16 protein-coding genes are annotated in these 22458 nt (G+C 65.0%); 12 read left to right on the top strand and 4 right to left on the bottom strand.

All coding sequences use genetic code 11. The features are described from left to right. Nucleotides 1–129: 129 nt before the first annotated feature. The 8 genes from rpsU (at nucleotide 130) to ACQY4G_RS08650 (ending at nucleotide 8744) form a co-directional block, all read left to right on the top strand. Nucleotides 130–336, top strand: a complete 207-nt coding sequence (gene rpsU, locus ACQY4G_RS08615) for a 30S ribosomal protein S21 (protein WP_066772550.1) — start codon at nucleotides 130–132, stop codon at nucleotides 334–336. Nucleotides 337–504: 168 nt separating this feature from the next. Beyond that, a complete protein-coding gene (locus tag ACQY4G_RS08620; protein ID WP_421990263.1) occupies nucleotides 505–1062 on the top strand; it encodes an FKBP-type peptidyl-prolyl cis-trans isomerase in 558 nt (185 codons plus the stop codon). Between the two features lie 19 nt (nucleotides 1063–1081). Further along, nucleotides 1082–2803 (top strand): DUF4153 domain-containing protein, encoded by a 1722-nt coding sequence (locus ACQY4G_RS08625; RefSeq protein WP_421990265.1) that lies wholly within the window; start codon nucleotides 1082–1084, stop codon nucleotides 2801–2803. Nucleotides 2804–2860: 57 nt separating this feature from the next. Beyond that, nucleotides 2861–3163, top strand: a complete 303-nt coding sequence (gene gatC, locus ACQY4G_RS08630; RefSeq protein ID WP_291172952.1) for an Asp-tRNA(Asn)/Glu-tRNA(Gln) amidotransferase subunit GatC — start codon at nucleotides 2861–2863, stop codon at nucleotides 3161–3163. Nucleotides 3164–3268: 105 nt separating this feature from the next. Then, nucleotides 3269–4750, top strand: coding sequence for an Asp-tRNA(Asn)/Glu-tRNA(Gln) amidotransferase subunit GatA (gene gatA / locus ACQY4G_RS08635; protein WP_421990267.1), 1482 nt, complete (start codon nucleotides 3269–3271; stop codon nucleotides 4748–4750). Continuing rightward, nucleotides 4750–4938: a hypothetical protein gene (locus ACQY4G_RS08640; protein WP_421990269.1), complete on the top strand. Its 189-nt coding sequence runs from the start codon at nucleotides 4750–4752 to the stop codon at nucleotides 4936–4938. The genes gatA and ACQY4G_RS08640 overlap by 1 nt, the downstream gene beginning before the upstream one ends. Continuing rightward, complete coding sequence (gatB, locus tag ACQY4G_RS08645) at nucleotides 4935–6431, top strand: Asp-tRNA(Asn)/Glu-tRNA(Gln) amidotransferase subunit GatB (protein ID WP_421990271.1); 1497 nt, start codon at nucleotides 4935–4937, stop codon at nucleotides 6429–6431. The genes ACQY4G_RS08640 and gatB overlap by 4 nt, the downstream gene beginning before the upstream one ends. Nucleotides 6432–6581: 150 nt before the next feature. After that, a complete protein-coding gene (locus tag ACQY4G_RS08650; protein ID WP_421990273.1) occupies nucleotides 6582–8744 on the top strand; it encodes a S46 family peptidase in 2163 nt (720 codons plus the stop codon). A gap of 84 nt (nucleotides 8745–8828) precedes the next feature. Here the strand turns inward: ACQY4G_RS08650 and ACQY4G_RS08655 are convergent, their stop codons facing one another. The 4 genes from ACQY4G_RS08655 to ACQY4G_RS08670 all read right to left on the bottom strand — a co-directional run bounded on the left by ACQY4G_RS08655 (nucleotide 8829) and on the right by ACQY4G_RS08670 (nucleotide 15756). After that, nucleotides 8829–10154 (bottom strand): ABC1 kinase family protein, encoded by a 1326-nt coding sequence (locus ACQY4G_RS08655; RefSeq protein ID WP_421990275.1) that lies wholly within the window; start codon nucleotides 10152–10154, stop codon nucleotides 8829–8831. Between the two features lie 156 nt (nucleotides 10155–10310). After that, nucleotides 10311–10619, bottom strand: coding sequence for a hypothetical protein (locus ACQY4G_RS08660; protein WP_067691598.1), 309 nt, complete (start codon nucleotides 10617–10619; stop codon nucleotides 10311–10313). 39 nt (nucleotides 10620–10658) lie between these two features. Then, on the bottom strand, nucleotides 10659–13526 hold the full coding sequence (locus ACQY4G_RS08665; protein ID WP_421990277.1) for a M16 family metallopeptidase: 2868 nt from the start codon (nucleotides 13524–13526) through the stop codon (nucleotides 10659–10661). A gap of 13 nt (nucleotides 13527–13539) precedes the next feature. Continuing rightward, on the bottom strand, nucleotides 13540–15756 hold the full coding sequence (locus tag ACQY4G_RS08670) for a penicillin acylase family protein (protein WP_421990279.1): 2217 nt from the start codon (nucleotides 15754–15756) through the stop codon (nucleotides 13540–13542). Between the two features lie 120 nt (nucleotides 15757–15876). Here ACQY4G_RS08670 and ACQY4G_RS08675 point away from each other — a divergent pair, with 120 nt between their 5' ends. From ACQY4G_RS08675 to ACQY4G_RS08690, 4 genes are all read left to right on the top strand, one after another. Further along, nucleotides 15877–17325, top strand: coding sequence for an ATP-binding protein (locus ACQY4G_RS08675; RefSeq protein ID WP_421990281.1), 1449 nt, complete (start codon nucleotides 15877–15879; stop codon nucleotides 17323–17325). A gap of 116 nt (nucleotides 17326–17441) precedes the next feature. Further along, complete coding sequence (locus tag ACQY4G_RS08680; RefSeq protein ID WP_421990283.1) at nucleotides 17442–19007, top strand: leucyl aminopeptidase family protein; 1566 nt, start codon at nucleotides 17442–17444, stop codon at nucleotides 19005–19007. A gap of 169 nt (nucleotides 19008–19176) precedes the next feature. Then, nucleotides 19177–21753, top strand: a complete 2577-nt coding sequence (clpB, locus tag ACQY4G_RS08685; protein ID WP_421990285.1) for an ATP-dependent chaperone ClpB — start codon at nucleotides 19177–19179, stop codon at nucleotides 21751–21753. A 50-nt stretch (nucleotides 21754–21803) separates the two neighbouring features. Next, nucleotides 21804–22379 carry a hypothetical protein gene (locus ACQY4G_RS08690; protein WP_421990287.1) on the top strand — a complete coding sequence of 192 codons (576 nt, stop codon included), beginning with the start codon at nucleotides 21804–21806 and terminating at the stop codon, nucleotides 22377–22379. Nucleotides 22380–22458 lie beyond the last annotated feature (79 nt).

Below are 22458 nucleotides of genomic sequence, written 5' to 3' on the forward strand. Positions count from 1 at the left end.
GTATGTGCGCCCCCGTTCGAGCCGGTCCGGAACGGATTCGGCGCGTTTTTCGTTCTCTTGGCGAAACTGTTTTCAAGGAGGCAAACCCGCGCAGCGGGCTCTGGCCCGCTTAGTGAGGTGTTTGAATTTATGCAGATCATCGTTCGCGATAACAATGTCGACCAGGCCCTGCGCGCGCTCAAGAAGAAGCTGCAGCGTGAAGGCGTGTATCGCGAAATGAAGCTGCGCCGCCACTACGAGAAGCCGAGCGAAAAGCGCGCTCGCGAGAAGGCCGCCGCCGTTCGCCGCGCCCGCAAGCTCGAGCGCAAGCGCATGGAGCGCGACGGCGTCAAGTGACGGAGCCCTCGGCGCGGCTCGCCGCGCCCTAGGCTCTCCGTCATCCCCGCGCAGGCGGGGATCTGGTGCAGCAAATCACCTTGCCTCGCAAATTGAGCTAAGCCATGAGGGCGCGGAGAAATCCGCGCCCTTAGCGTATCGGCCCATGCCTTTCGGGAAGACATTCACATGACCGAGATTACCCGCGTTCCACTCCAGCCGATCAAGAAAGGCTCGCTCACCAAGCTGTGGCTCGGTGTCGTCGTGGCCGTGTTGCTCGGCGCGGGCCTTGCCTGGGCAGCCGTGCCCAAGGGCCTCGATGTCGAGACGGTAACCGCGGGCACGGGCGATTCGCCCAAGCTCGGCGACGTGGTCTTCGTCCAATATGTCGGCAAGCTGACCGATGGGACCGAATTCGACCGCTCGCAGCCGCTGCCGGTCCCGCCGGGCCTGTTCCCCGAAGGCAATCCGCTGCTGCTCGAAGAAGGCGCGATCATCGATGGCTTTATCGAAGGTCTCACGCAGATGCAGAAGGGCGGCAGCTACGTCCTGACCATCCCCGCCGAACAGGCCTATGGCGCCGAACCGCCGCCGGGCTCGCCGATCCCGCCCAATGCCGATCTGGTGTTCGAGGTCGACGTGGTCGACTTCATGAGCCGCGACGATTTCCAGGCGCGCGCCGCCGCGCTCCAGCAGATGATGGGGCCGCAGGGCGAAGGCGACGCAGGGGCACCACCCGCCGAATAAACGCCACGGGGGAGGGCGCATGAGCGAAGTTTCGACGACACACGCGCCCGACCCCCATAGCGAATGGCCGCTGCGGCCCTGGCTGCTTGCGGTCCTGCTGGGCCTTGCCGGCCTCGGGGTGCATTTCGCCGCCGAGTGGAATTCGGACGAGTGGGCACCGTGGCGCGCGGCGCTGACCGCCGCGCTGGCGTTCGGGCCACTGGCCTTCGCGTTCACGCTCGATCGCGACCGCTGGCAAGCGCCGCTGGCCTTCGCCGCGATCGTCGCGCTGGTCATGGCGGGCATCGCCTGGCGGGTGGCCAATGCGGGCGAAAGCTATGCGGACGCACCGTTCTGGTTTGCGGCGGGCGTCGTTTCGATCGCCCTCGCCCTGCCTTTGTTCCAGGCGGGCTTCCACAAGCGTCGCTGGCGAACCCCGTACGAGGAGACGCATTTCCACGTCTGGACCGATTCGATCACCGTGGCCGGGGCGCTGGCTTTCGTCGGCGTCTCCTGGCTGCTGCTATTCCTGCTCGCGGCGCTGTTCTCGGCCATCGACATCGCCCTGCTGGAGGATCTGATCGAGCGGGGCTGGTTCGGCTGGAGCTTCTCGGGCGCTGCCTTCGGCGCAGCGCTGGGCGTACTGCGCAACCAGCTCAAGATTATCGGCACGCTGCAATCGGTGGTGATGCTGGTGTTTTCGATCATCGCGGTGCCGCTGGCGGTGGCGCTGGCGATTTTCCTGCTGGCCGTACTGGCGAGCGGCATTTCGGTGCTGTGGAACGCCACCGAAAGCCCGACGCCGCTGTTGCTCTCGGTCGCGGTCGCCAGTTTCGTGCTGGTCAATGCGGTGGTGCGCAACGACGACGAGGAGGCGAGCGGCAACCGCGTGCTGCGCTGGGCGGCGCTCGCCCTGGCGCTGGCAATCTTCCCGCTGGCGCTCCTCGCCGCGGTCTCGACCGGCACGCGGATTGCCGAATACGGCCTCAGTCCGGAGCGCATCTGGGGCGTGATCGCGGTGGCGGTGGCAGTTGCCTATGGCCTCGCCTATTTTCTCGCGCCGATCCGCGGGCGTTTGACCGGCTGGATGGAGCGCGTGCGCCGCGCCAACATGCACTTCGCCGCCGGAGTCTGCGTGCTCGCCTTCATCCTCGCGCTGCCGCTGTTCGATTTCGGCGCGATTTCGGCGCGCAACCAGATTGCGCGGCTGGAAAGCGGCAAGGTCGCAGTCGACGAGTTCGACTTCGCCGCGCTGCGCTGGGATTTCGGCGATGCGGGGAGGGAGGCGCTGGCGCGTTTGAAGGACAGTGAAAATCCGCGCATTGCTCAACTCGCCGCCGACACCTTTGCATTGGAGGTACGCCCTTATGGCGCAACGTCCGTGGCGGGCCGTCGAGAAATTTCCGAGAAAGCCGACCTTTCTCGGTTAGATGACGCAACCGCACAGGCGGTGCGCGCTTATCTGCGCGACGAAATTATCCTGTGCAGGGAAGGGTGCCGAGTTCAACTTCTTCGCGAAACAGGAAGGGGGAAGCTTATCGGACTCATGACCAACTCCGACTATGGTCAGAACCCCCATCTGTTACTTGTCGAAGCCGGTACAGCAAAGGCGATTTCTCAGCGTGTAGTAAACGGAAGACTGATCCACGAGTATGAGGGGTTAGGTGAGCCGATGAACAAGGCTGGCGAGGTCGAACTACGCCCTTTCACCGGCTATCAGATTTTTGTCGATGGCAAGCCGGTAGGCCAGCCCTTCGAATAGCAATTCGGCCCGCTATCCCGCTTGAAGCGCAGCCCCCTCGCGGCTAGTGCGCTCCCCATGTCAGTCACACGCGAAGAAGTGGCCAAGATCGCCTCGCTCGCCCGCATCAAGATGGGCGATGCCGAGCTCGACACGATGGTCCCCGAACTCAACAATATCCTCGAATGGGTCGAGCAGCTCGGCGAGGTCGATTGCAGCGGCGTCGAACCGATGACCGCGGTCATTCCCAATACGCTGCGCCTGCGCGAAGACGTGGTCGATGCCATCCCCGAAACGGGTGGCGGTCGGCGCGAGGATGTGCTCGCCAATGCTCCCGCCGCCGAACACGGCTTCTTCGGCGTGCCCAAGGTGATCGAATGATTTTCGCGGAAAAGCATTCGATCATCCCCGCGCAGGCGGGGATCTCCATTAATCCGGCGGAGTGCGGGCGGCTCGAGGCCCCTGCCTTCGCAGGGGATCAGTGATATGACCGAACTCACCAACCTGGGCGTCAAGGCCATCCGTGACGGCGTGGCCGGCGGCGATTTCACCGCGCGCGAAGTGGCCGAAGCCTTCAACGCGGCCGTTGCCGAGGCAGCCGGCCTCAACGCCTTCATCGTCACCACCCCCGACCACGCGCTCGCCGCGGCCGACGCCACCGATGCCAAGCGCGCGAAGGGCGAGGACCTCGGCACCATGGGCGGCGTGCCCATCGGCATGAAGGACCTGTTCGCCACCAGGGGCGTGCAGACCACCGCCGCGAGCCATATCCTCGAAGGCTTCAAACCCGAATACGAGAGCACCGTTTCGCGGAACCTGTGGGATGCGGGCGCGGGGATGCTGGGCAAGCTCAATCTCGACCAGTTCGCCATGGGGTCCTCGAACGAGACCAGCTATTTCGGCAATGTCGCCTCGCCGTGGAAGAAGCAGGGCACCAATGCCGCGATGAGCCCGGGCGGTTCCTCGGGCGGTTCGTCCAGCGCCGTGGCCGCGCGGATCGCGCCTGCCGCCACCGGCACCGACACGGGCGGTTCGATCCGCCAGCCCGCCGCCTTCACCGGCATCTGCGGGATCAAGCCGACCTACGGCCGCTGCAGCCGCTGGGGCGTTGTCGCCTTCGCCTCCAGCCTCGACCAGGCCGGTCCGATGGCGCGCAGCGTCGAGGATTGTGCGATCATGCTCGAGGCCATGGCCGGGTTCGATCCCAAGGACGCGACCAGCCTGAAGATGGAGGTTCCCGCATGGGAAGCGGGCCTTTCGGCAGACCTCAAGGGCAAGACAATCGGTATCCCGAAGGAATACCGGATGGACGGCACCGACGAGGAAATCCTCAAGAGCTGGGAGCAGGGCAAGGAATGGCTGCGCGATGCGGGCGCCGAGATCGTCGATATCTCGCTGCCGCACACCAAATACGCGTTGCCCGCCTATTACATCGTCGCGCCCGCCGAAGCATCGAGCAATCTCGCGCGCTATGACGGCGTGCGTTACGGCCTGCGCGACCTGCCCGACGGGGCGGGCCTGCAGGACATGTATGCCGCCACCCGCGCCGCCGGTTTCGGCGACGAGGTCAAGCGCCGCATCCTGATCGGCACATATGTGCTGAGCGCCGGTTTCTACGACGCCTACTACACGCAGGCGCAGAAGATCCGCACGCTCGTGAGCCAGGATTTCGAGACCGCCTTCGGCCAGTGCGACGCGATCCTCGCGCCGACGACGCCGACGGCAAGCTTCCCGCTGGGCAGTCTCGATAAGGACCCGCTGACGATGTATCTGAACGACGTTTTCGCCGTTCCCGCATCGCTCGCCGGCCTGCCTGCCATGAGCGTGCCCGCCATGCTCAACGGCGACGGCCTGCCGCTGGGCCTCCAGATCGTCGGCAAGCCCTTCGACGAGCAGGGCGTGCTCAATGCAGGCCTCGCGATTCAGCAACGCGCCGGGTTCGAAGCACAGCCGGAGAAGTGGTGGTAATGGCTATGATGCTGATCATCGTCGGCGCGATGCTGCTGACCGGGCTCTTCGCCCTGTTCGTGGCGCGCAATGTCGATCATGGCGAGGCCCGCTTCGGGCCCGATGGTCAGCTGCCACCATATGACCCGGAGGCCAAGGACAAGGCGAACCGGGAAGTGACCATCAAGCAGGACGACACAAGCGAATGAGTACCTACCGCATCCAGGGCGCAACGGGCGAATGGGAGGTCGTGATCGGCCTCGAAGTGCACGCGCAGGTCACTTCCAACGCCAAGCTGTTCTCGGGCGCCTCGACCGCATTCGGCGCGGAGCCGAACACGCAGGTGAGCCTCGTCGATGCGGCGATGCCCGGCATGCTGCCCGTGCCCAATCGCGAATGCATCCGCCAGGCGGTGCGCACCGGCATGGCGATCGAGGCCGAGATCAACGCGTGGAGCCGGTTCGACCGCAAGAACTACTTCTATGCCGATTTGCCGCAGGGCTACCAGATTTCGCAGCTCTACCACCCGCTGGTGGGAGAGGGATCGTTGCATATCGAGGCCGACGAGAAAGCCGGGATCCCGCAAGACAAGGTGATCGGCATCGAGCGGATCCATGTCGAGCAGGACGCGGGCAAGCTGATGCACGACCAGCATCCGACCATGTCTTATGTCGACCTCAATCGCAGCGGCGTGGCGCTGATGGAAATCGTGTCGAAGCCGGACATGCGCTCGCCCGCAGAAGCCGGGGCCTATGTTCGCAAGCTGCGCTCGATCCTGCGCTATGTCGGCTCGTGCGACGGGAACATGGAAGAAGGCTCGATGCGCGCCGACGTCAATGTCAGTGTGCGCAAGCCGGGCGAGGAATTCGGCACGCGGACCGAGACCAAGAACGTCAATTCGGTGCGCTTCGTGATGCAGGTCATCGAATATGAAGCCAACCGGCAAGTCGATGTGCTGGAGAATGGCGGCACGGTCGATCAGGAAACGCGCCTGTTCGACCCGAACACCGGAACCACGCGCACCATGCGATCGAAGGAAGACGCGCACGACTACCGCTATTTCCCCGATCCCGACTTGCTGCCGCTGGAGCTGGAGGACGACTTCCTCGAGGAATGCCGAGCCTCGCTGCCCGAACTGCCCGACGCCAAGCGCAAGCGGTACGAGGAAGAGCTGGGCCTCACGCCCTACAATGCCCGCGAGCTGACCGCCGAGGTCGAGACCTTCGCTCGTTTCGAAACGCTGCTGGCGGCCACCGCCAACGGCATCGGCAAGCCCGAAAAGGCTGTCGCGACGCAGGTCGCCAACTGGGCGCTGTCGGTTGCGCCGGGCGTGATCAAGTCGCTGGGCGAGGAAGCCAATCCCGCCCACGCCACGGCAGAAGCGCAGGCCAGCATCCTCGACATGCAGGCCAAGGGCGAAATTTCCGGCGGGCAGGCCAAGGAAATTTTCGAGATCGTGCTCAAGACCGGTCGCGACCCCGAGGAGATTGCCGATAGCGAAGGATTGAAGCAGGTCAGCGACACCGGCGCGATCGAGGCTGCGATCGACGAAATCCTCGCCAATAACGAGGACAAGGTCGAGCAGTATAAGGGCGGCAAGGACAAGCTGTTCGGCTTCTTCGTCGGTCAAACGATGAAGGCGATGCAGGGCAAGGCCAATCCGGCGGTGGTCAACCAGATCCTGAAGGACAAGCTGGGCTGACGCCATTGCCGCCCGATAGGGACCACCTCAGCTTCCCTAGTCGACCCGTCATGTCGCTGGCCGAGCAGATGCTTGCCGCGTGCGTGTGCGCGGGGTAGCTTCGCGGCCATTCTTGCGCGTTTTGCGCAGATGGAAGGGGTCTGAATTCCAATGAAGAAAACCGCCGTTGTCGCAGCGCTCATGGCCTGCGCCGCATCCGCACCGCTCGCCGCCAAGGAGGGGATGTTCACCCCCGGCCAGCTTTCCGAAATCGCCGAGGACCTGCGCAAGACCGGGCTGGAAGTCTCGCCCGAAGCGCTGTCGGACCTCACCGGCTTCCCGATGGGGGCGATCGTGCAACTCCAGGGTTGCTCGGGCAGTTTCGTGTCGGATGAAGGCCTGGTGGTCACCAACCACCACTGCGCACGCGGTTCGGTGCAGTTCAATTCGACCGCCGAGAACAACTACCTCGTCAACGGTTTCCTCGCCGAAACGAAGGGCGACGAACTGCCCGCCGCACCCGGATCGCGCGTCTATGTGACGACCGAGATCACCGACGTGACTGCGCGTGTGCGCGACGGGATCGATGCGCTCTCGCCCACCGAACGCTACGACACGGTCGACCAGCGGGTGAAGGACATCACCGCCGAATGCGAACAGGATGCCGGTTTCCGTTGCCTCGTCGCGAGCTTCTACGACGGCAAGGAATACACGCTCATCAAGCGCCTTGAGGTCAAGGACGTGCGGCTCGTCTATGCGCCCGCCGACGCCATCGGGAAATACGGCGGCGATATCGATAACTGGATGTGGCCGCGCCACACGGGCGATTTCGCCTTCTACCGCGCCTATGTCGCACCCGACGGCTCCTCGGCCGAATATTCGGAGGACAACGTCCCCTATCGGCCCGAGCATCACCTCAAGGTGAGCGCGGCAGGGCTCGACGACGGCGACTTCGTCATGGCGGCGGGCTATCCCGGCTCGACCAATCGCTACACCCGCCTGGGCGAGGTCAGGAACACCTTCGAGTGGAGCTACCCGACCTTCGTCACGCTGATCAACGACTGGATCGACACGATCGAGGCGACCGCGCCCGAAGGCTCGGACGCGCGCGTGAAGTACGAATCGCGCCTCGCCGGGCTCAACAATTTCGAGAAGAACTTGCGCGGCCAGATCGATGGCGCGCGCCGTGTCGGCCTGGTCGATCGTCGCCGTGACCGCGAAGCCGCGCTCAACGCCTGGATCGCCGCCGATGCCTCGCGCGCCGGCTATGCCGAAGCAATCGCCGCGCTCGACGCGCTGTCGGAGGAAAGCGCCACCGCGGCGCGGACCAACTTCTGGTACAACAACGCTACCCGCCCCCAGCTGCTGGGTGCCGCGCAGCGCCTCTACCGTCTCGCCAAGGAGAAGGAGAAGCCCAACGCGCAGCGCGAGAGCGGGTATCAGGAACGCGACATGGCGTTTTTCCGTCAGGGCCTGCAGGCGCTCGACCGCCGCTATGATGCATCGGTAGACAAGGCCGAATGGCTGCTGTTCCTGAACGGCTATCTCGCACAGCCCGAGGCGGAGCGCGTGGCGGCGTTCGACCAGGCGCTGGGCCTGACCGGCGTCGACGATGCCAAGCAGATCGATGCCATCGTCGATGCTTATTATACCGGCACCACGCTCGACGAGAGCGAAACGCGGCTGGCGCTGATGGACGCGAGCGCTGCCGAACTCGAGGCGAGCGACGATCCGTTCATGCAGCTCGCCATCGCGCTCTACGATTACGAGCGCAAGCTGGAGAAGGAGAGCGAGGAACGCGAAGGCCGCGCGCTGGCGCTGCGCCCCGCATATATGGACGCGATCACCCGGTGGCAGCGCGAGCAGGGCCTGGCGACCTATCCCGACGCCAACAGCACGCTGCGCGTGACCTACGGCACGGTCCTCGGCGGCTCGCCCAAGGACGGTATGGCCTATCTGCCTTTCACCACGCTGGAGGGCATCCTCGAAAAGGATACTGGCGAGGACCCGTTCAACGCGCCCGAGGCGCAGCTCAAAGAAATCCGCGAGAAGGATTATGGGGGCTACGCGCTCGACAGCATCGGTTCTGTGCCGGTCAACTTCCTGTCGGATCTCGACAGCACCGGCGGCAACAGCGGCTCGGCCACGTTGAACGGCCGCGCCGAACTGGTCGGCCTCCTGTTCGATGGAACCTTCGAAAGCGTCAATTCGGACTGGGATTTCGATCCGCGCACCACGCGCACGATCCATGTCGACACGCGCTACATGCTGTGGGTGATGGACAAGGTCGATGGCGCGCATGGCCTGATCGAAGAAATGGACGTTGTGCGTTAAGCCCTGCTCCGCACGAATGACGAGGGGCCGCCGGAGCGATCCGGCGGCCTCTTTCGTTCGGCATCGGCTCGGACCGATTTCGCGTCAGAGATAGGGCCGGATCAGCGCGCGCACGTCGACGCGGGCTTTCAACCGCGCGGCAAGCAAAGCGGTGCCGCTGATCTTGCGCTGGACGAACAGGGTATCGATCGGCGGGATATGCCAGGTGGTCCGGTCGGCGGCCATTTCCAGGCCCTGTTGGCGCAGAATCTCGACGAAGCCGCGATCGCCGAAATCGAACGGGCCGGGGCGGTTCATCTCGGTCACGACGATATCGATCATCCTCTCGACCAGTGCGCGATGCCGCTCGACCGCCGCAGCGCCGAGGAAACCCGATTCCACCGCCGCCTCGCGCACCGCGTCGTGATCCTCGGCAAGCCCGGTCGCCAGCAGGCTGCGATAGCCTTCGGCCGTGGCCGGATCGACATCGCGCGTGGCGCCGAAATCGAGCAGCACCAGCCTGCGCTCCTCAGGCTGGAAGCGGTAATTGGCGAAGTTGGGATCGGTCTGCATCACGCCGAATTCGAACATCTCGCGCAGCACCAGCACCATCAGGTCGCGCATGGCCGTATCGCGCTGGTCCTGCGGTGCGTCGGCCAGTGCCTCGATCGGGGGGCCCTCGACGAAATCCATCGCCAGCACGCGCGCTGTGGTCAGGTCGGCATGCGGGCGCGGCACCAGGTAATCGGCCTCGCCCTCAAGCAGGTCGGCATAGCGCGTCATCTGCGCCGCCTCGCGCTCGTAATCGGCCTCTTCGTGCAACTGCCGCTTGGCTTCCTCGAGCAGCGGCGCGAGGTCGAGCTCGCGCGGCAGCGCGCCCGATACGCGCAGCAGCGTGGCGACATTGTCGACATCGGAATCGATGCTTTCGCGCACGCCCGGATATTGCACCTTGATCGCCAGTTCGCGCCCGTCGGGCAGGGTGGCGCGGTGGACCTGCCCGATCGATGCGGCAGCGATCGGCGTGGCGTTGAAGCGCTGGAAGCGCGTCCGCCAGTCGGGGCCCCATTCGGCGTCGAGCACCTTGCGCAATTGCTGCGGCGGCATGCGATGCGCCTGCGAGCGCAGTTGCGCGAGGATGGCCGAGAGCTCGGGCGGCAGCAGCTCGCCCGCATCCATCGAGATCATCTGGCCCATCTTCATCGCCGCGCCGCGCAGGTGCGAGAGACGTTCGGTCACACGGCCCACGTTTCCGGGGGTCAGCAGCAGGTCGCGCATCCGCGGTCGCTCGCCGCGAACCAGCCGCCGTGCGCCCTCGCCGAGGATACCTCCTGCGACGCCGCCTGCCAGCCGCCCGAACGCACCCAGCCGTGCCGTACGCGTGCTGGGCACCGGGCGGTGACGGGCTTTGGGGGGATCGGTTTCGTCCATGGAGTTACCTGGACAAGCCCGGAACGGCGTCTCGGTTCCGTCCGGAGCGCCATTCCGGCCACCATGGGAAATGGCTTGCCGCCGTATGGCGCGGATAAACGAAGGGCGCCGGAGCCGTAATAGCTCCGACGCCCTTCGCGAAATCGGGTTGGCCGATCAGCCCTGGCGCTCGCCGGTCAGCGGCATGTCGCCGAAAGCGCCGGCGTTGACGGTGCCGGTCATCTGGTCGCCATTGACGGTGGCGGTGCAGTTGAGCGTCATCGGCATGGGCACGGTCATGTCCATCTTCCACTTGAGCGTGTCGCCGCCTTCGATGGTGCCGTCGGTGATGTCCATCGAGCCCATGCCGCCGGCCATCGAGCCCGTGAAGCTGTTGCCATCGTCGCTCGGCACGACGGTCAGCGTGCCCTTCTGGTCGCCCATCGGGCTCTTGACGACGGTGTCATAAGTACCTGCTACGGACATGGGAATTCCTCTCTTCGCTTGAGGGTTTGAGTTGGTGTTTCAATCGGCGTTACTGACACCGGTGTCAACATCGAGGTAGGTGGTCGGCAAGTCGAGCCGTTCGAGTTGTGCGTCGATTTCCCTGCGGTCGCCCACCACGACGATCGTGAGGTTCTCGGGGCCGAGGTAATCGCGCGCCGCCACATCGATCGCGGCCGCATCGATCGCGCGATAGGTTTCGGGCAGGGTGACGTAGTAATCGTCGGGCCGACCGAGGTCGTCATTCTCGGCAATCGCGCCCAGCACCTGGCGGTTGGTTTCGAACCGGTTGGGCAGGCCGCGGATATTGCCGTCGGTCACGCGGTTGAACTCGGTGGCATCGACGCTGCGCGTGCCATCGGCGAAGTCGCGTGCGGTCTGCAGGATCAGCTCGACCGAATCCGCCGTGCGGTCGGACTGGACCGCGGTGCTCACGGTGAACAGGCGCGGGCCGTCGGGGGCATCGATCCCGCTGCGCGCGCCATAGCTCCAGCCCTTTTCCTCGCGGATGATCATGTTCAGCCGGCTGAGGAAGCCGTTGCCGAGCACCTCGTTGGCAAGGTCGAGCGCTTCGAGACCCGGAGTCGGGCCGGTCAGCGGCAGGATGCGCCCGGCGTAGATCACCGATTGCGGCGAATTGGGGCGATCAATCACCACCAGCCGCGTTTCGGCGGGTGGTGTGGCCGTGTCGAGCGTCTTGGCGGGTGCGGGCTCGCCGGTGCCCTGCCAGTCGCCGAAGCTGGCTTCGAGCAGCGGCTTGAGCTCGTCCATGGTGACATCGCCGACCACGTAGATCGCGGCGTTTTCGGGCCTGATCCAGCGATCGTGTTCGCGCGCGAGCGTGTCGGGGCCGATCGCCTCGACCACCGGCACCGTGCCCAGCCCGCCGACCGAGCCGTAAGGATGGTTATCGCCGAAGACGAGCGGGCGCAGCGTCCGGCTGGCAAGCCCGCCGGGCGAGGAAAGCTGCTGGGCGATCGCCGCAAGCCGCTGGTCGCGCACGCGCTGGACTTCGCTGTCGGCAAAGGCCGGATTGCGCACGATATCGGCCATCAGTGCCAGCGAAGGCGCAAGGTTGGCGGTGAGCGCATTCATCGTGACCGAGCTGGTGTCGAGCGAGCTGCCGGTCGAAATCGATGCTCCGAGGCGTTCCTGTTCTTCGGCGATTGCGACCGCACTGCGCGTCTCGGTGCCTTCTTCGAGCAGGTCCATCATCAGCGACTGGGTGCCGGCCCGCGCCGCGCCATCGGCGGCATAGCCGGCGTCGAACTGCATGCTGATGACCGCCTTGGGCACGGCCGTGCGCCGGGCGAGCACGACTTCGATGCCATTGTCCAGCTCGGCGCGCTCGATTGCGGGGAAGGTCAGCGGGCCGACCGGCTCGGGCGTGGGCAGTTCGCGCGGCGGGCCGGTGCGGGTGATTTCGACCGGTTCCTTGGCATCTGGCTCGGGGACGGGCGTGGTCGCCTCGTCGCCCCAGCCGCCCATGGTCGCGCCGCTCTCCGTGCGCTCGCCGGGCACGATAGCCAGGCGATAGACCGGGCGCGTCATCCAGCGCTGCATGGCTTCGGTCACGCGTGCTGGCGTGGTGGCGGCGATGGCCGCGAGCTGGGTTTTGTAGACTGCCGGATCGCCCGTGTAGAGCAGCCCCTCGGCGAGCGTCGAACCCTTGCCGCCGAAACCGCCCACGCGCTCGAGCGCATCGATCTCGCTCGAGACCAGGCTGGTCGCGGCGCGTGCCAGCTCGTCGGCATCGGGGCCGTTGGCGATCATCTCGGCGATCACTTCGTCGAGCCGCGCTTCGGCAACCGCCTGGTCGACACCGGGCTTCACATCCATCTGCGCGGCGAGGATCGCGACCTGTTCGGACTGGTAGCTGTAGGCGGCGACGCCGGTTGCCAGTTGTTCGTCGCGGACGAGGACATTGTCGAGCCGCGAACTGGCAAGCCCGCCGAGCACGCTCATGCCCAGCCGCAGCGGCTCGGCGTCCGGATGCGTCAGCGCCGGGCCGGTCCACACGCGATAGATCCGCGCCTGCGGCACCTGATCGACCATAACGCGCGACTTCTCGGCCGCGAGCGTGGTCGGCTCGGCCTCGACCTCAGGCACTTCGGGACCGGAGGGGATCGCACCGAACCAGCGCTCGACCATGGGGCGGGCGGTTTCGGCGTCGATGTCACCGGTCAGCGACAGGATGACGTTGTTGGGCGCGTAATTGTCGATAAACCAGTTGCGCACATCGGTCAGGCTGGCGGCATCGAGATCGGCCATCGAACCGATGGTCGAATGCCGATAGGGGTGGCCGACGGGAAAAAGCCCCTCGAGAATGGCGTAGAAGGTCAGGCCGTAGGGCTGGTTGTCGCCCTGGCGCTTTTCATTTTGCACCACGCCGCGCTGCTTATCGAGCTTCTCCTGGCTGATTGCGCCTAGCAGATAGCCCATGCGGTCGCTTTCCATCATCAGTGCGAGATCGAGCGCGCCGGTGGGGACGGTCTGGACATAGTTGGTGCGGTCGAAGCTGGTCGAACCATTCGTGGTCGTCGAACCGGCCGCTTCGAGCGGGATATCAAAGTTTTCGACGTTCTCGCTGCCGCCGAACATCAGATGTTCGAACAGGTGCGCGAAACCCGTACGTCCGCGCGGTTCGTGCTTCGAGCCGACGCGGTAATATGTGGTCACCCCGACGATCGGCGCCTTGCGATCGGTATGGACGAGGACTGTAAGCCCGTTGTCGAGCGTGAACTGCTCGTAGGGAATATCGACCTTCTCGACCAATTCGGCGAGCGGCGCGGGTTCGGCCACCTCCTGCGCGGCAAGGATTGCAGGGTTTGCGGAGGCGAATCCCGCCAGGGCAACCGCGGCAATGCCGCTCATCAAAATGCGACGCATCGAAAACTCCGTGTTAGCGCGCGGGCCGGTTGGTGACCGTATAGCGGCGCTTTGCATTGGCAAGCACGTCCTCGCGCCAGAAATACACCGGCTTCAAGCGGTGCTGGACGAACAGCGCAGCCTGATCGGCGTAATGCGGGGAATCGGGCCGGGTGGTGGCCGATCCGAAGGGCTGGATCGAGCGCGAGGACACCCGCTCGCCCGGCATCCATTCGACCCACTGGATGAAGCTGTCGCCATGCTTGAGCGACAGGCGGCCGTCCTCGTCGACGTTCCACAGGGTCGAAGCGCGCAGCGTGTCCGAACCGCCGTCCAGCGGGAGATCGATGTCGCCCTGGCGCAGGCGTAGCAGTTCGCTCATAGGCGGATCGATTCGGCCGAAATGCGTATTCAGATGCTCGACGGCGCTTTCCAGCTCGTCCAGCACTTCGGGACAGGCCTTGTTCTGGTAGCGGCAGGACATGAATTCGCGGATGGTCAGCAGGGCGAGGCTGTCCGCAGGGCCGACGCTGTCGGCAGTGAAATCCCAGTCGAGCAGCAGGTCGCGGGCAGGGGCGAGATCGGGCCTGCCCGAAAGATCGAGACCGGCGAACTCGTCCCACAAATCGGCAATATATCCTGCCCGCGTGTAGGTCGTGTCATATTTGATCTTCTTGAGCGCCGCGCGATCGAGCTGTCCGGCTTCGCTGAGAAGCTTCCATGCCATGCGCGAACGGTTGGTCTGCTTGAGCTCCACGCCCAGCTCGGGCGCGAAATCCTCGGGCGCCAGATCGCTGCCATCACCGGCAGCGGTGAACGGCGTGTTGTTGGCATTGTAGAGCCAGCCGCTGGCCGGGTTCACATAGCGCGGCAGTTCCTCGTACTCGACCGGGCCGTCCCACAGCAGCGACGGATCCGACCCGTCGAGCACACCGCGCCAGTTCGGTCCTTCCGGCCGGTCGGGGATCGCGGCGTTGTAGACATAGGCGATATTCCCTTCGGCATCGGCATAGATGAAATTGGTCGAGGGAATGTCCATACGTGCCAGGATCGCTTCCCACTCGGCGAGATCGCTCGCCTTGTTGAGCCGGTAATAGGCATCGAGCTGGCCGAGATTGTCGATCCCCCCATAGCGGAAGGCGAAGGTGCCCTTGCCGTTCTTGATGACCGGTCCATGGACGCTGCGGTGGATGTCGCGGCGGATCGGCAGGACCACCGGACCGATACGGACGGGCAGGGTGACCGTGCGGGTTTCGAGATCGCGCCATTCGCCGTCGAAGCGGTAGCGCTGGCCGCTCTCGTCCAGTTCGAGCCGGTAGATGTCGACCATGTCGGGCGTGTTGACGGTGTTGGTCCAGCCGAGCGTCCGGTTGTGGCCGAGGAAGGGGAAAGGCGACCCGGGGAAATTCGCTCCGGTGAAGTGCCAGCCTTCCTCGCTCTCCACACTGAATTCGTACCAGGCGACGCCCCCGCGTAGCGGCTGATGGCTGTTTGAGATCAGCGTGGTCGGACCGCCGGAGCGTTCGGGCGTCACGGCGAAGGCGTTGGAGCCGTTGTGCGCGCCATCGGGGCCGAAGGGGGACAGGGAAAGGCTGTCTTCCTTGTCCTCGCCGACGGGGCGCAAGGCAGTGTCCGCCGTGCCTTCGCGCGGGTAGCCGGGAATGTCCCGACCGAACTCGCGCCGCAGCTCGGCACCGCTCACCAATGGCTCGATGACGCCGTTGAGCCCGAAAAAGAACGGCTGCCGCAGCGCGAAACCTGCGGCGACATCCTCGCCGTCGACCGGGAACAGATTGGCGAGCTTGAGCTCGCCTGGATGCCGCGCCGCATAATCGTTGAGCCCTGTCGCATAGGCTTCGAACAGCGCGCGCGTGTCGTCGGGCAGGTCGGGATAGTGGCGATCCGCAGTGCCGCGCGCATCAAGCAGGTGGTAAACGTAGTCGATCGCCGCACCGTCCTGACCGGCGATCGCGCCGTAGCGCCCGCGCGCCATGGCGATGACATCCTGCAGCGTGCTGAAATCGTCTTCGGCATGCGCGATGGCGACACCGTAAGCGACATCGCGGTCGCGCTCGCCATAGATATGGGGCACGCCGAACTCGTCGCGAATGATCTCGGCAGTGTAGCTGTCGCTCGACTGCGCGACGTCGTCGCGCTTGGCGAAGAAGGGCTCCCAAGTGGCCAGCCCGACTAGTATAACCAATACGATTACGAGCAGCGCAAAACCGATGCGCCCCAGCCATTTTGTCATTAAAATCCGTCCTCTCTTGCAACCGGCCTAGCGAGGCTGGCGGTCCGACGCAACGCGATTGGGCAAAACCATGCCCGCGCATGTTCCCCCGTGCGGATTCGGCTCGCTAACTGCCGGTCAGTGACAGCGCAGATCACCATCGGCCACGAATCCTCCGGCAAGCCGGTCGAGTTCGACATCGAGGAACTCCTCGCCACCCGTCTGCTCGTCCAGGGTAATTCGGGGAGCGGCAAGTCGCACCTGATCCGCCGCTTGCTCGAAGAGAGCGCCGACATGGTCCAGCAGGTGGTGATCGATCCCGAAGGCGATTTCCCCTCGCTGGCCGAGGAATTCGGCCACGTGGTGATCGATGGGGCGGCCTATTCGCCGGGTGAGATCGAGGCGCTCGCTCGCCGCATCCGCGAACATCGCGCTTCGGTCGTGCTCGATCTCGACGGGCTCGAGGTTGAACAGCAGATCCGCTGCGCCGCGCAGTTCCTCACCGCGCTGTTCGATGCCCCGCGCGAACACTGGTATCCTGCGCTGGTGGTGGTCGACGAGGCGCAGATGTTCGCGCCCGCCGCCGCCGGCGAGATGGCCGAAGACACGCGGCGCATGACCCTGTCGGCGATGACCAACCTCATGTGCCGCGGGCGCAAGCGCGGGCTGGCGGGGATCGTCGCCACGCAGCGGCTGGCGAAACTCGCCAAGAACGTGGCGGCCGAGGCCTCGAACTTCCTCATGGGGCGGACTTTCCTCGATATCGACATGGTCCGCGCCGCCGACCTGCTCGGGATGGAGCGGCGCCAGGCCGAGCGCATCCGCGAGCTCGAACGGGGTCATTTTCTCGCGCTCGGTCCGGCGATCACGCGCGTGCCGATGGCGGTCAAGATCGGCTCGGTGAAGACCGGCCACACGGGCCGGAGCGAGGGGCTGATGGCGCTGCCCGATACCGCGCCCAAGGACATGGCCGCGCTGCTCACTGCCGATCTCGCCAGCGAGGTCGCCAAGGCACCGCCGCCGCCAGCACCCCCGCCCGCGCCTCGGGTCGAGGAAATGGCGGACAGCATTGCCGGGGCGGAGGAACGGCAGGTGAGCCCGCCCGCAGAGCCGGTCGACACCTCCGCCGTCGCCACGCGGATCGGGGAAATCATCGGCGAACTGGCCGGCGAGGAAGGCATCGCCTTCCAGTCGGCCAGCGCGCAATACCAGACCTTCCTCACCCGCTGTCGTCGCGAACGACTGATCGGGCCGATGCCCGACATGCGCGCTTTCCGGCGCCGTTTCGCGATCGCCGGGGCGGGGCTGGGCGAACTCGACGAGGCGCTGCAGGCGCGGATCATGGAATTGGCCAAAGCGGTCGAAGAAGACCTGCTCGGTCCTTTTCTCGTCATCGCCAAGGCCGCCCATGCAGGTGAAACGCAGGTCGACGAGGCCGAACTGGCGCGGGCCTACGGCACCAGTTCGCCCGGGCGCATCCGCCGCCTACTCGACCATCTGGAACGACAGGGCCTCGTTGTCGTGCGCGAGGATTTCGGCGGCGATCGCACGGTGATGGTGCCGGGGCTCGAAGGCGTGCAGGCTGGATAATCCGCTCGTCGATACCAGTGCGTCGGTGGCCGAGGTCGAACTTCCCCGCGGCGGCGCTTTAGGTCAGAGCGATCCTCGCAAATTTTCTGCCAACCGTATTGTTCGGGGGACTGCCCATGAGACGAGAAACCTTCACCGCCCTGGCCCTGGCGCTCGCCGCCGCTGTTTCCAGCCCTGCGATGCTTGCGGCGCAGGACGTTCCCGGGTCGGGCGTCGTCCCGTCAGCCATCGGGAACAGTGCCGAACGCCCGATTGCGTTTGCCCGCACGGTTCCGGCCGACGCCGCGCTGGCAGTGGTGATGACCGATACCAGCCTTCCCGATGGCCTGGAGACACCACCCGTCGATGCGGCCGCGAGGATTGCCGCGTCCGAATTCGAAGGAAAGGCGGGCGAACTGCTCGACCTGCCCTCCGCAGCCGGGTCGCCGCGCATAGTGCTGTTTGGGGCTGCGGACGAGGATGGTGAGCCGATCGATTGGCGTGTCGTCGGTGGTCGGATCGTGCAGGAGCTGGCCGAAGAGGATGCGCCGATCGCGGTTGTGGGTCTGCCGGGCGGCGAGGCCATGGCGATGGCCGGACTCGGCGCCACCCTCGGGCAGTATCGCTTCGATCGCTACAAGAGCGACCGGACGGCTAGGCCTTCGCAGGCCATCACTTTCGTCGGGCCGCAGGCTCCCGAAGCGGACGCCTCGTGGACCGGTCGCCAGTCCGCCCTGGCGGAAGGCGTGCGATTTGCCCGTGACGTGATCAACGAACCGGCCAGCGTCATCTATCCGGAAAGCTTCGTTGCCCGGGCGCAGGCATTGTTCGACGGCGTGCCGAATGTCTCGATTCGAGTGCTCGATCAAGCGGACATGCGACGGATGAACATGGGGGCTATCGCCGGGGTGGGGCAGGGCAGCCGCCGCCCGCCGCGCCTCATGATGATCACCTATCGTGGCGCTTCCGGCGCTCCGATAGCTCTCGCTGGCAAGGGCATCACCTTCGACACGGGCGGCATTTCGATCAAGCCGAGCAGCGGTATGGGTGCGATGAAACGCGACATGTCGGGCGCGGCGGCCGTGACCGGCGCGATCTACAGCCTCGCCAAGTCGCGTGCGCCTGTCCATGCGGTTGCCGTGGCGGCGCTAGCCGAGAACATGCCGAGCGACAATGCCCAGCGCCCCGGAGACGTGGTTCGGACCATGTCGGGCAAGACCATCGAGATCGTCAGCACCGATGCCGAAGGTCGGCTCGTCCTGTCCGATGCCATCGAATATGTGGTGAGCGAGGCCGATCCCTATGCTTTGGTCAACATCGCAACGCTGACGGGTTCGGTCGGCAGAGCGCTGGGTCCGGAATATGCGGGCGTCTTCGCCCGGGACAAAGCCTTTGCCGAAGCAGCCATAGCCGCGGGCGAGCGGGTCGATGAACCCCTGTGGCAGCTGCCGCTGCACGAAAGCTATCGCAAGGCCGTTCGCGGATCGGACATTGCCGATGTGGTCAATGGCGGCGTGACGCCGGGGGCCAGTTCCGGGGCGCATTTCATCGAATACTTCGTGCCCGAAGACCTGCCCTGGATTCATATCGACATGGCTTCAGTCGACGAGGCTTCGACCAGCTCGCCATTGGTGCCCGCCGGGTCGAGCGGATACGGCGTGATGCTGCTCGACGAACTGGCGCGCAGCTGGCGTCCCCTATAAACGGCGCAAAACTCGGTAATCACGACAGGCGTGGTGCATGACCCTTGCGGTCCGTGCCGCGCGACCTACCTATGTTGGTAATACACCCGCCGGAGTTTCTGCGGGGAGGACTTGTGTTGCATAATGGCCACACTATATCCGTGCGGCAATTCTTGACTGGGGTGTTTGCATGAATCTCGAAAAGTTCACCGATCGCGCCAAGGGTTTCCTGCAGGCGGCGCAGACCGTTGCCATCCGCATGAATCACCAGAGGATTTCGCCGGCGCATCTGCTGAAGGCGTTGCTCGACGACGAGGAGGGCATGGCCGCACAGCTGATCCAGCGCGCGGGCGGCAATCCTGGCGTGGCGATCACCGAGGTCGACAATGCGCTGGCCAAGGTGCCGGTCGTTTCTGGCGGCGGCGCGCAGCAGACGCCCGGCCTCGACAATGACGCCGTACGCGCGCTCGACCAGGCGGAGCAGCTGGCCGAAAAGGCCGGCGACAGCTTCGTTCCTGTTCAGCGCCTGCTGCAGGCGCTCGCATTGGCCGATAACGATGCAGGCAAGGCTCTGAAGGCTGCGGGCATCGATGCGAAATCGCTCGAGGCCGCGATCCAGGAAGTGACGGGCGGTCGCCCGGCCGATAGCGCCGGCGCGGAAGAGAGCTACGACGCGATGAAGAGATATGCGCGCGACCTCACGCAGGCAGCGCGCGACGGCAAGCTCGATCCGGTGATTGGGCGCGATGAGGAAATCCGCCGCACGGTGCAAATTCTCGCCCGCCGTACAAAGAACAATCCCGCCCTCATCGGCGAACCCGGCACCGGCAAGACCGCGATCGCCGAAGGCCTCGCGCTGCGCATTGCCAATGGCGACGTACCGGACAGCCTCAAGGGCCGCACGCTGATGGCGCTCGATATGGGCGCGCTGATCGCGGGTGCGAAATATCGCGGCGAATTCGAAGAACGCCTGAAAGCTGTGCTTGACGAGGTGAAGGGCGCCGACGGGCAGATCATCCTCTTCATCGACGAGATGCACACGCTGATCGGTGCGGGGGCGAGCGAGGGCAGCATGGATGCGGGCAATTTACTCAAGCCTGCCCTGTCGCGCGGCGAACTGCACTGCATCGGCGCGACCACGCTCGACGAATACCAGAAGTATGTCGAGAAGGACCCGGCGCTCCAGCGGCGCTTCCAGCCCGTTTACATCGACGAGCCGAGCGTCGAGGATACGGTCAGCATCCTGCGCGGGATCAAGGACAAGTACGAGCTGCACCATGGCGTGCGCATTACCGACGGTGCGATCGTCGCCGCCGCGCAGCTCAGTAACCGCTACATTCAGAACCGCTTCCTGCCCGACAAGGCCATCGACCTGATGGACGAGGCTGCCTCGCGCATTCGCATGGAAGTGGAATCGAAGCCGGAGGAGATCGAAGCGCTCGACCGCCGCATCATCCAGTTGCGGATCGAGGAGCAAGCGTTGCAGAAGGAAAGCGACGACGCGTCGAAGGACCGGCTCGAGAACCTGCGCAGGGAATTGTCGGAACTCGAGCAGCAGTCTTCGGAGCTCACCACGCGTTGGCAGAACGAGCGCGACAAGATCCATGCCGAGGGGCGGATCAAGGAAGAACTCGACCAGGCCCGGATTGAACTCGAGCAGGCCCAGCGCGCTGGCGACCTCGCCAAGGCGGGTGAGCTGCAATATGGCAAGATCCCGGAACTCGAAACCAAGCTCGAAGAAGCCAGCGGCCACACCGACAATGCGCTGCTGAAAGAGGAGGTGACCGAGGACGATATCGCCGGGGTCGTCAGTCGCTGGACGGGTATTCCGGTCGACAAGATGATGGAAGGCGAGCGCGAGAAGCTGCTCGAGATGGAGACTATCTTGTCCAAGCGGGTGATCGGCCAATCGCAGGCGATCGATGCGGTTTCCAAGGCCGTGCGCCGTGCGCGTGCTGGGCTGCAGGACCCGAACCGTCCGCTTGGGTCCTTCCTGTTCCTCGGACCCACCGGCGTCGGCAAGACCGAGCTGACCAAGGCGCTGGCGGCGTTCCTGTTCGACGACGACAGCGCAATGGTCCGCATCGACATGAGCGAGTTCATGGAAAAGCATGCGGTCGCCCGCCTGATCGGCGCGCCTCCGGGCTATGTCGGTTACGAGGAAGGTGGTGTGCTGACCGAGGCGGTACGCCGGCGGCCCTATCAGGTCGTGTTGTTCGACGAGGTCGAGAAGGCGCACAGCGATGTGTTCAACGTGCTCTTGCAGGTGCTCGACGACGGCCGTCTGACCGATGGGCAGGGACGGGTGGTGGATTTCAGCAATACGCTGATCATCCTCACGTCAAATCTCGGCAGTCAGTACCTTGCCAATATGGAGGACGGCCAGAAGGTCGAGGATGTCGAGCCGCAGGTGATGGATGTGGTGCGCGGGCATTTCCGCCCCGAATTTCTCAACCGGCTGGACGAGATCATCCTGTTCCACCGCCTGGCGCAGGAGCACATGGCGCCGATCGTCGAAATCCAGGTCGCGCGGGTGCAGAAGCTGCTCAAGGACCGCAAGATCGTGCTCGACCTCACCGAGGGCGCCAAGAAGTGGCTCGGCCGTGTCGGCTACGATCCCGTCTACGGCGCACGGCCGCTGAAACGCGCGGTCCAGCGCTACGTGCAGGACCCGCTCGCCGACATGATACTGTCAGGCGACGTTCCAGACGGATCGACCGTGAAGATCGACGAGGGCGACGGGGAATTGGCGATGGTGGTGAAGTAGATTTATCCATACTGTTGCGAAACCGGGGCGGCGGGGGCATCTTTGCAAACATGAAAAAACTCGCCATTCTCGGATGCACAGCCGTCGTCGCTGTTTTCCCTGCCTCACACGTCGTCGCCCAGGATACTGCCGACAACGATCCCTATGCCACCTGTGCAGCGCTGACCGACGATCCCGCGCGGCTATCCTGTTTCGATGAGACCTATGCGCGGCAGAAGGTCGTTATCGCAAAGCGCGAGGAACAAGAGCGGGTACGGACGGTTGAGGACTTCGGCCTTTCTGATATCCAGATTCGCGAGCGCGATGCCGAACTAGCTGCTGAGAATCCGCCTTCGCCAGATGCCGGATCAGTTTCTACGGAAGTTGTGAGCGCCCCTGTGCGCCCGGCAGACGTCGATGACGACGAATCGATAACCTCGACTGTGGTCGAAGTTTTCGAGGACGGCGCACGGCGGCAGGTGGTCTTGTTAGCAAACGGACAGCTGTGGCGCGAAACCTCGAACAGTTCCTGGCGCGGCACGATCCGCTCTGGATGGGAGGCGACGGTGCGCAAGCACTGGTCCGGTGGCTACCGTCTGAAATTCGGCAATCGCCGCGGTTTCCTAGGCGTCACTCGCATCCGCTAGGGCGCTTGGCGAATCCCTACTCCGGACTGAAATTTCCCGCATTGGTCGGCCGGTTTTCCGCTGCCGCGCGTTCCGAATG

This window comes from Qipengyuania sp. (assembly GCF_965277845.1).
Lineage (GTDB): Bacteria > Pseudomonadota > Alphaproteobacteria > Sphingomonadales > Sphingomonadaceae > Qipengyuania.

Coding starts and splice junctions, on each gene's coding strand:
- ACQY4G_RS08680 (WP_421990283.1), top strand. CDS start 17,442: ATGAGACGAGAAACCTTCACCGCCCTGGCCCTGGCGCTCGCCGCCGCT.
- ACQY4G_RS08620 (WP_421990263.1), top strand. CDS start 505: ATGACCGAGATTACCCGCGTTCCACTCCAGCCGATCAAGAAAGGCTCG.
- ACQY4G_RS08625 (WP_421990265.1), top strand. CDS start 1,082: ATGAGCGAAGTTTCGACGACACACGCGCCCGACCCCCATAGCGAATGG.
- ACQY4G_RS08640 (WP_421990269.1), top strand. CDS start 4,750: ATGGCTATGATGCTGATCATCGTCGGCGCGATGCTGCTGACCGGGCTC.
- gatA (WP_421990267.1), top strand. CDS start 3,269: ATGACCGAACTCACCAACCTGGGCGTCAAGGCCATCCGTGACGGCGTG.
- gatC (WP_291172952.1), top strand. CDS start 2,861: ATGTCAGTCACACGCGAAGAAGTGGCCAAGATCGCCTCGCTCGCCCGC.
- ACQY4G_RS08655 (WP_421990275.1), bottom strand. CDS start 10,154: ATGGACGAAACCGATCCCCCCAAAGCCCGTCACCGCCCGGTGCCCAGC.
- ACQY4G_RS08650 (WP_421990273.1), top strand. CDS start 6,582: ATGAAGAAAACCGCCGTTGTCGCAGCGCTCATGGCCTGCGCCGCATCC.
- ACQY4G_RS08660 (WP_067691598.1), bottom strand. CDS start 10,619: ATGTCCGTAGCAGGTACTTATGACACCGTCGTCAAGAGCCCGATGGGC.
- rpsU (WP_066772550.1), top strand. CDS start 130: ATGCAGATCATCGTTCGCGATAACAATGTCGACCAGGCCCTGCGCGCG.
- ACQY4G_RS08690 (WP_421990287.1), top strand. CDS start 21,804: ATGAAAAAACTCGCCATTCTCGGATGCACAGCCGTCGTCGCTGTTTTC.
- ACQY4G_RS08665 (WP_421990277.1), bottom strand. CDS start 13,526: ATGCGTCGCATTTTGATGAGCGGCATTGCCGCGGTTGCCCTGGCGGGA.
- ACQY4G_RS08670 (WP_421990279.1), bottom strand. CDS start 15,756: ATGACAAAATGGCTGGGGCGCATCGGTTTTGCGCTGCTCGTAATCGTA.
- clpB (WP_421990285.1), top strand. CDS start 19,177: ATGAATCTCGAAAAGTTCACCGATCGCGCCAAGGGTTTCCTGCAGGCG.
- gatB (WP_421990271.1), top strand. CDS start 4,935: ATGAGTACCTACCGCATCCAGGGCGCAACGGGCGAATGGGAGGTCGTG.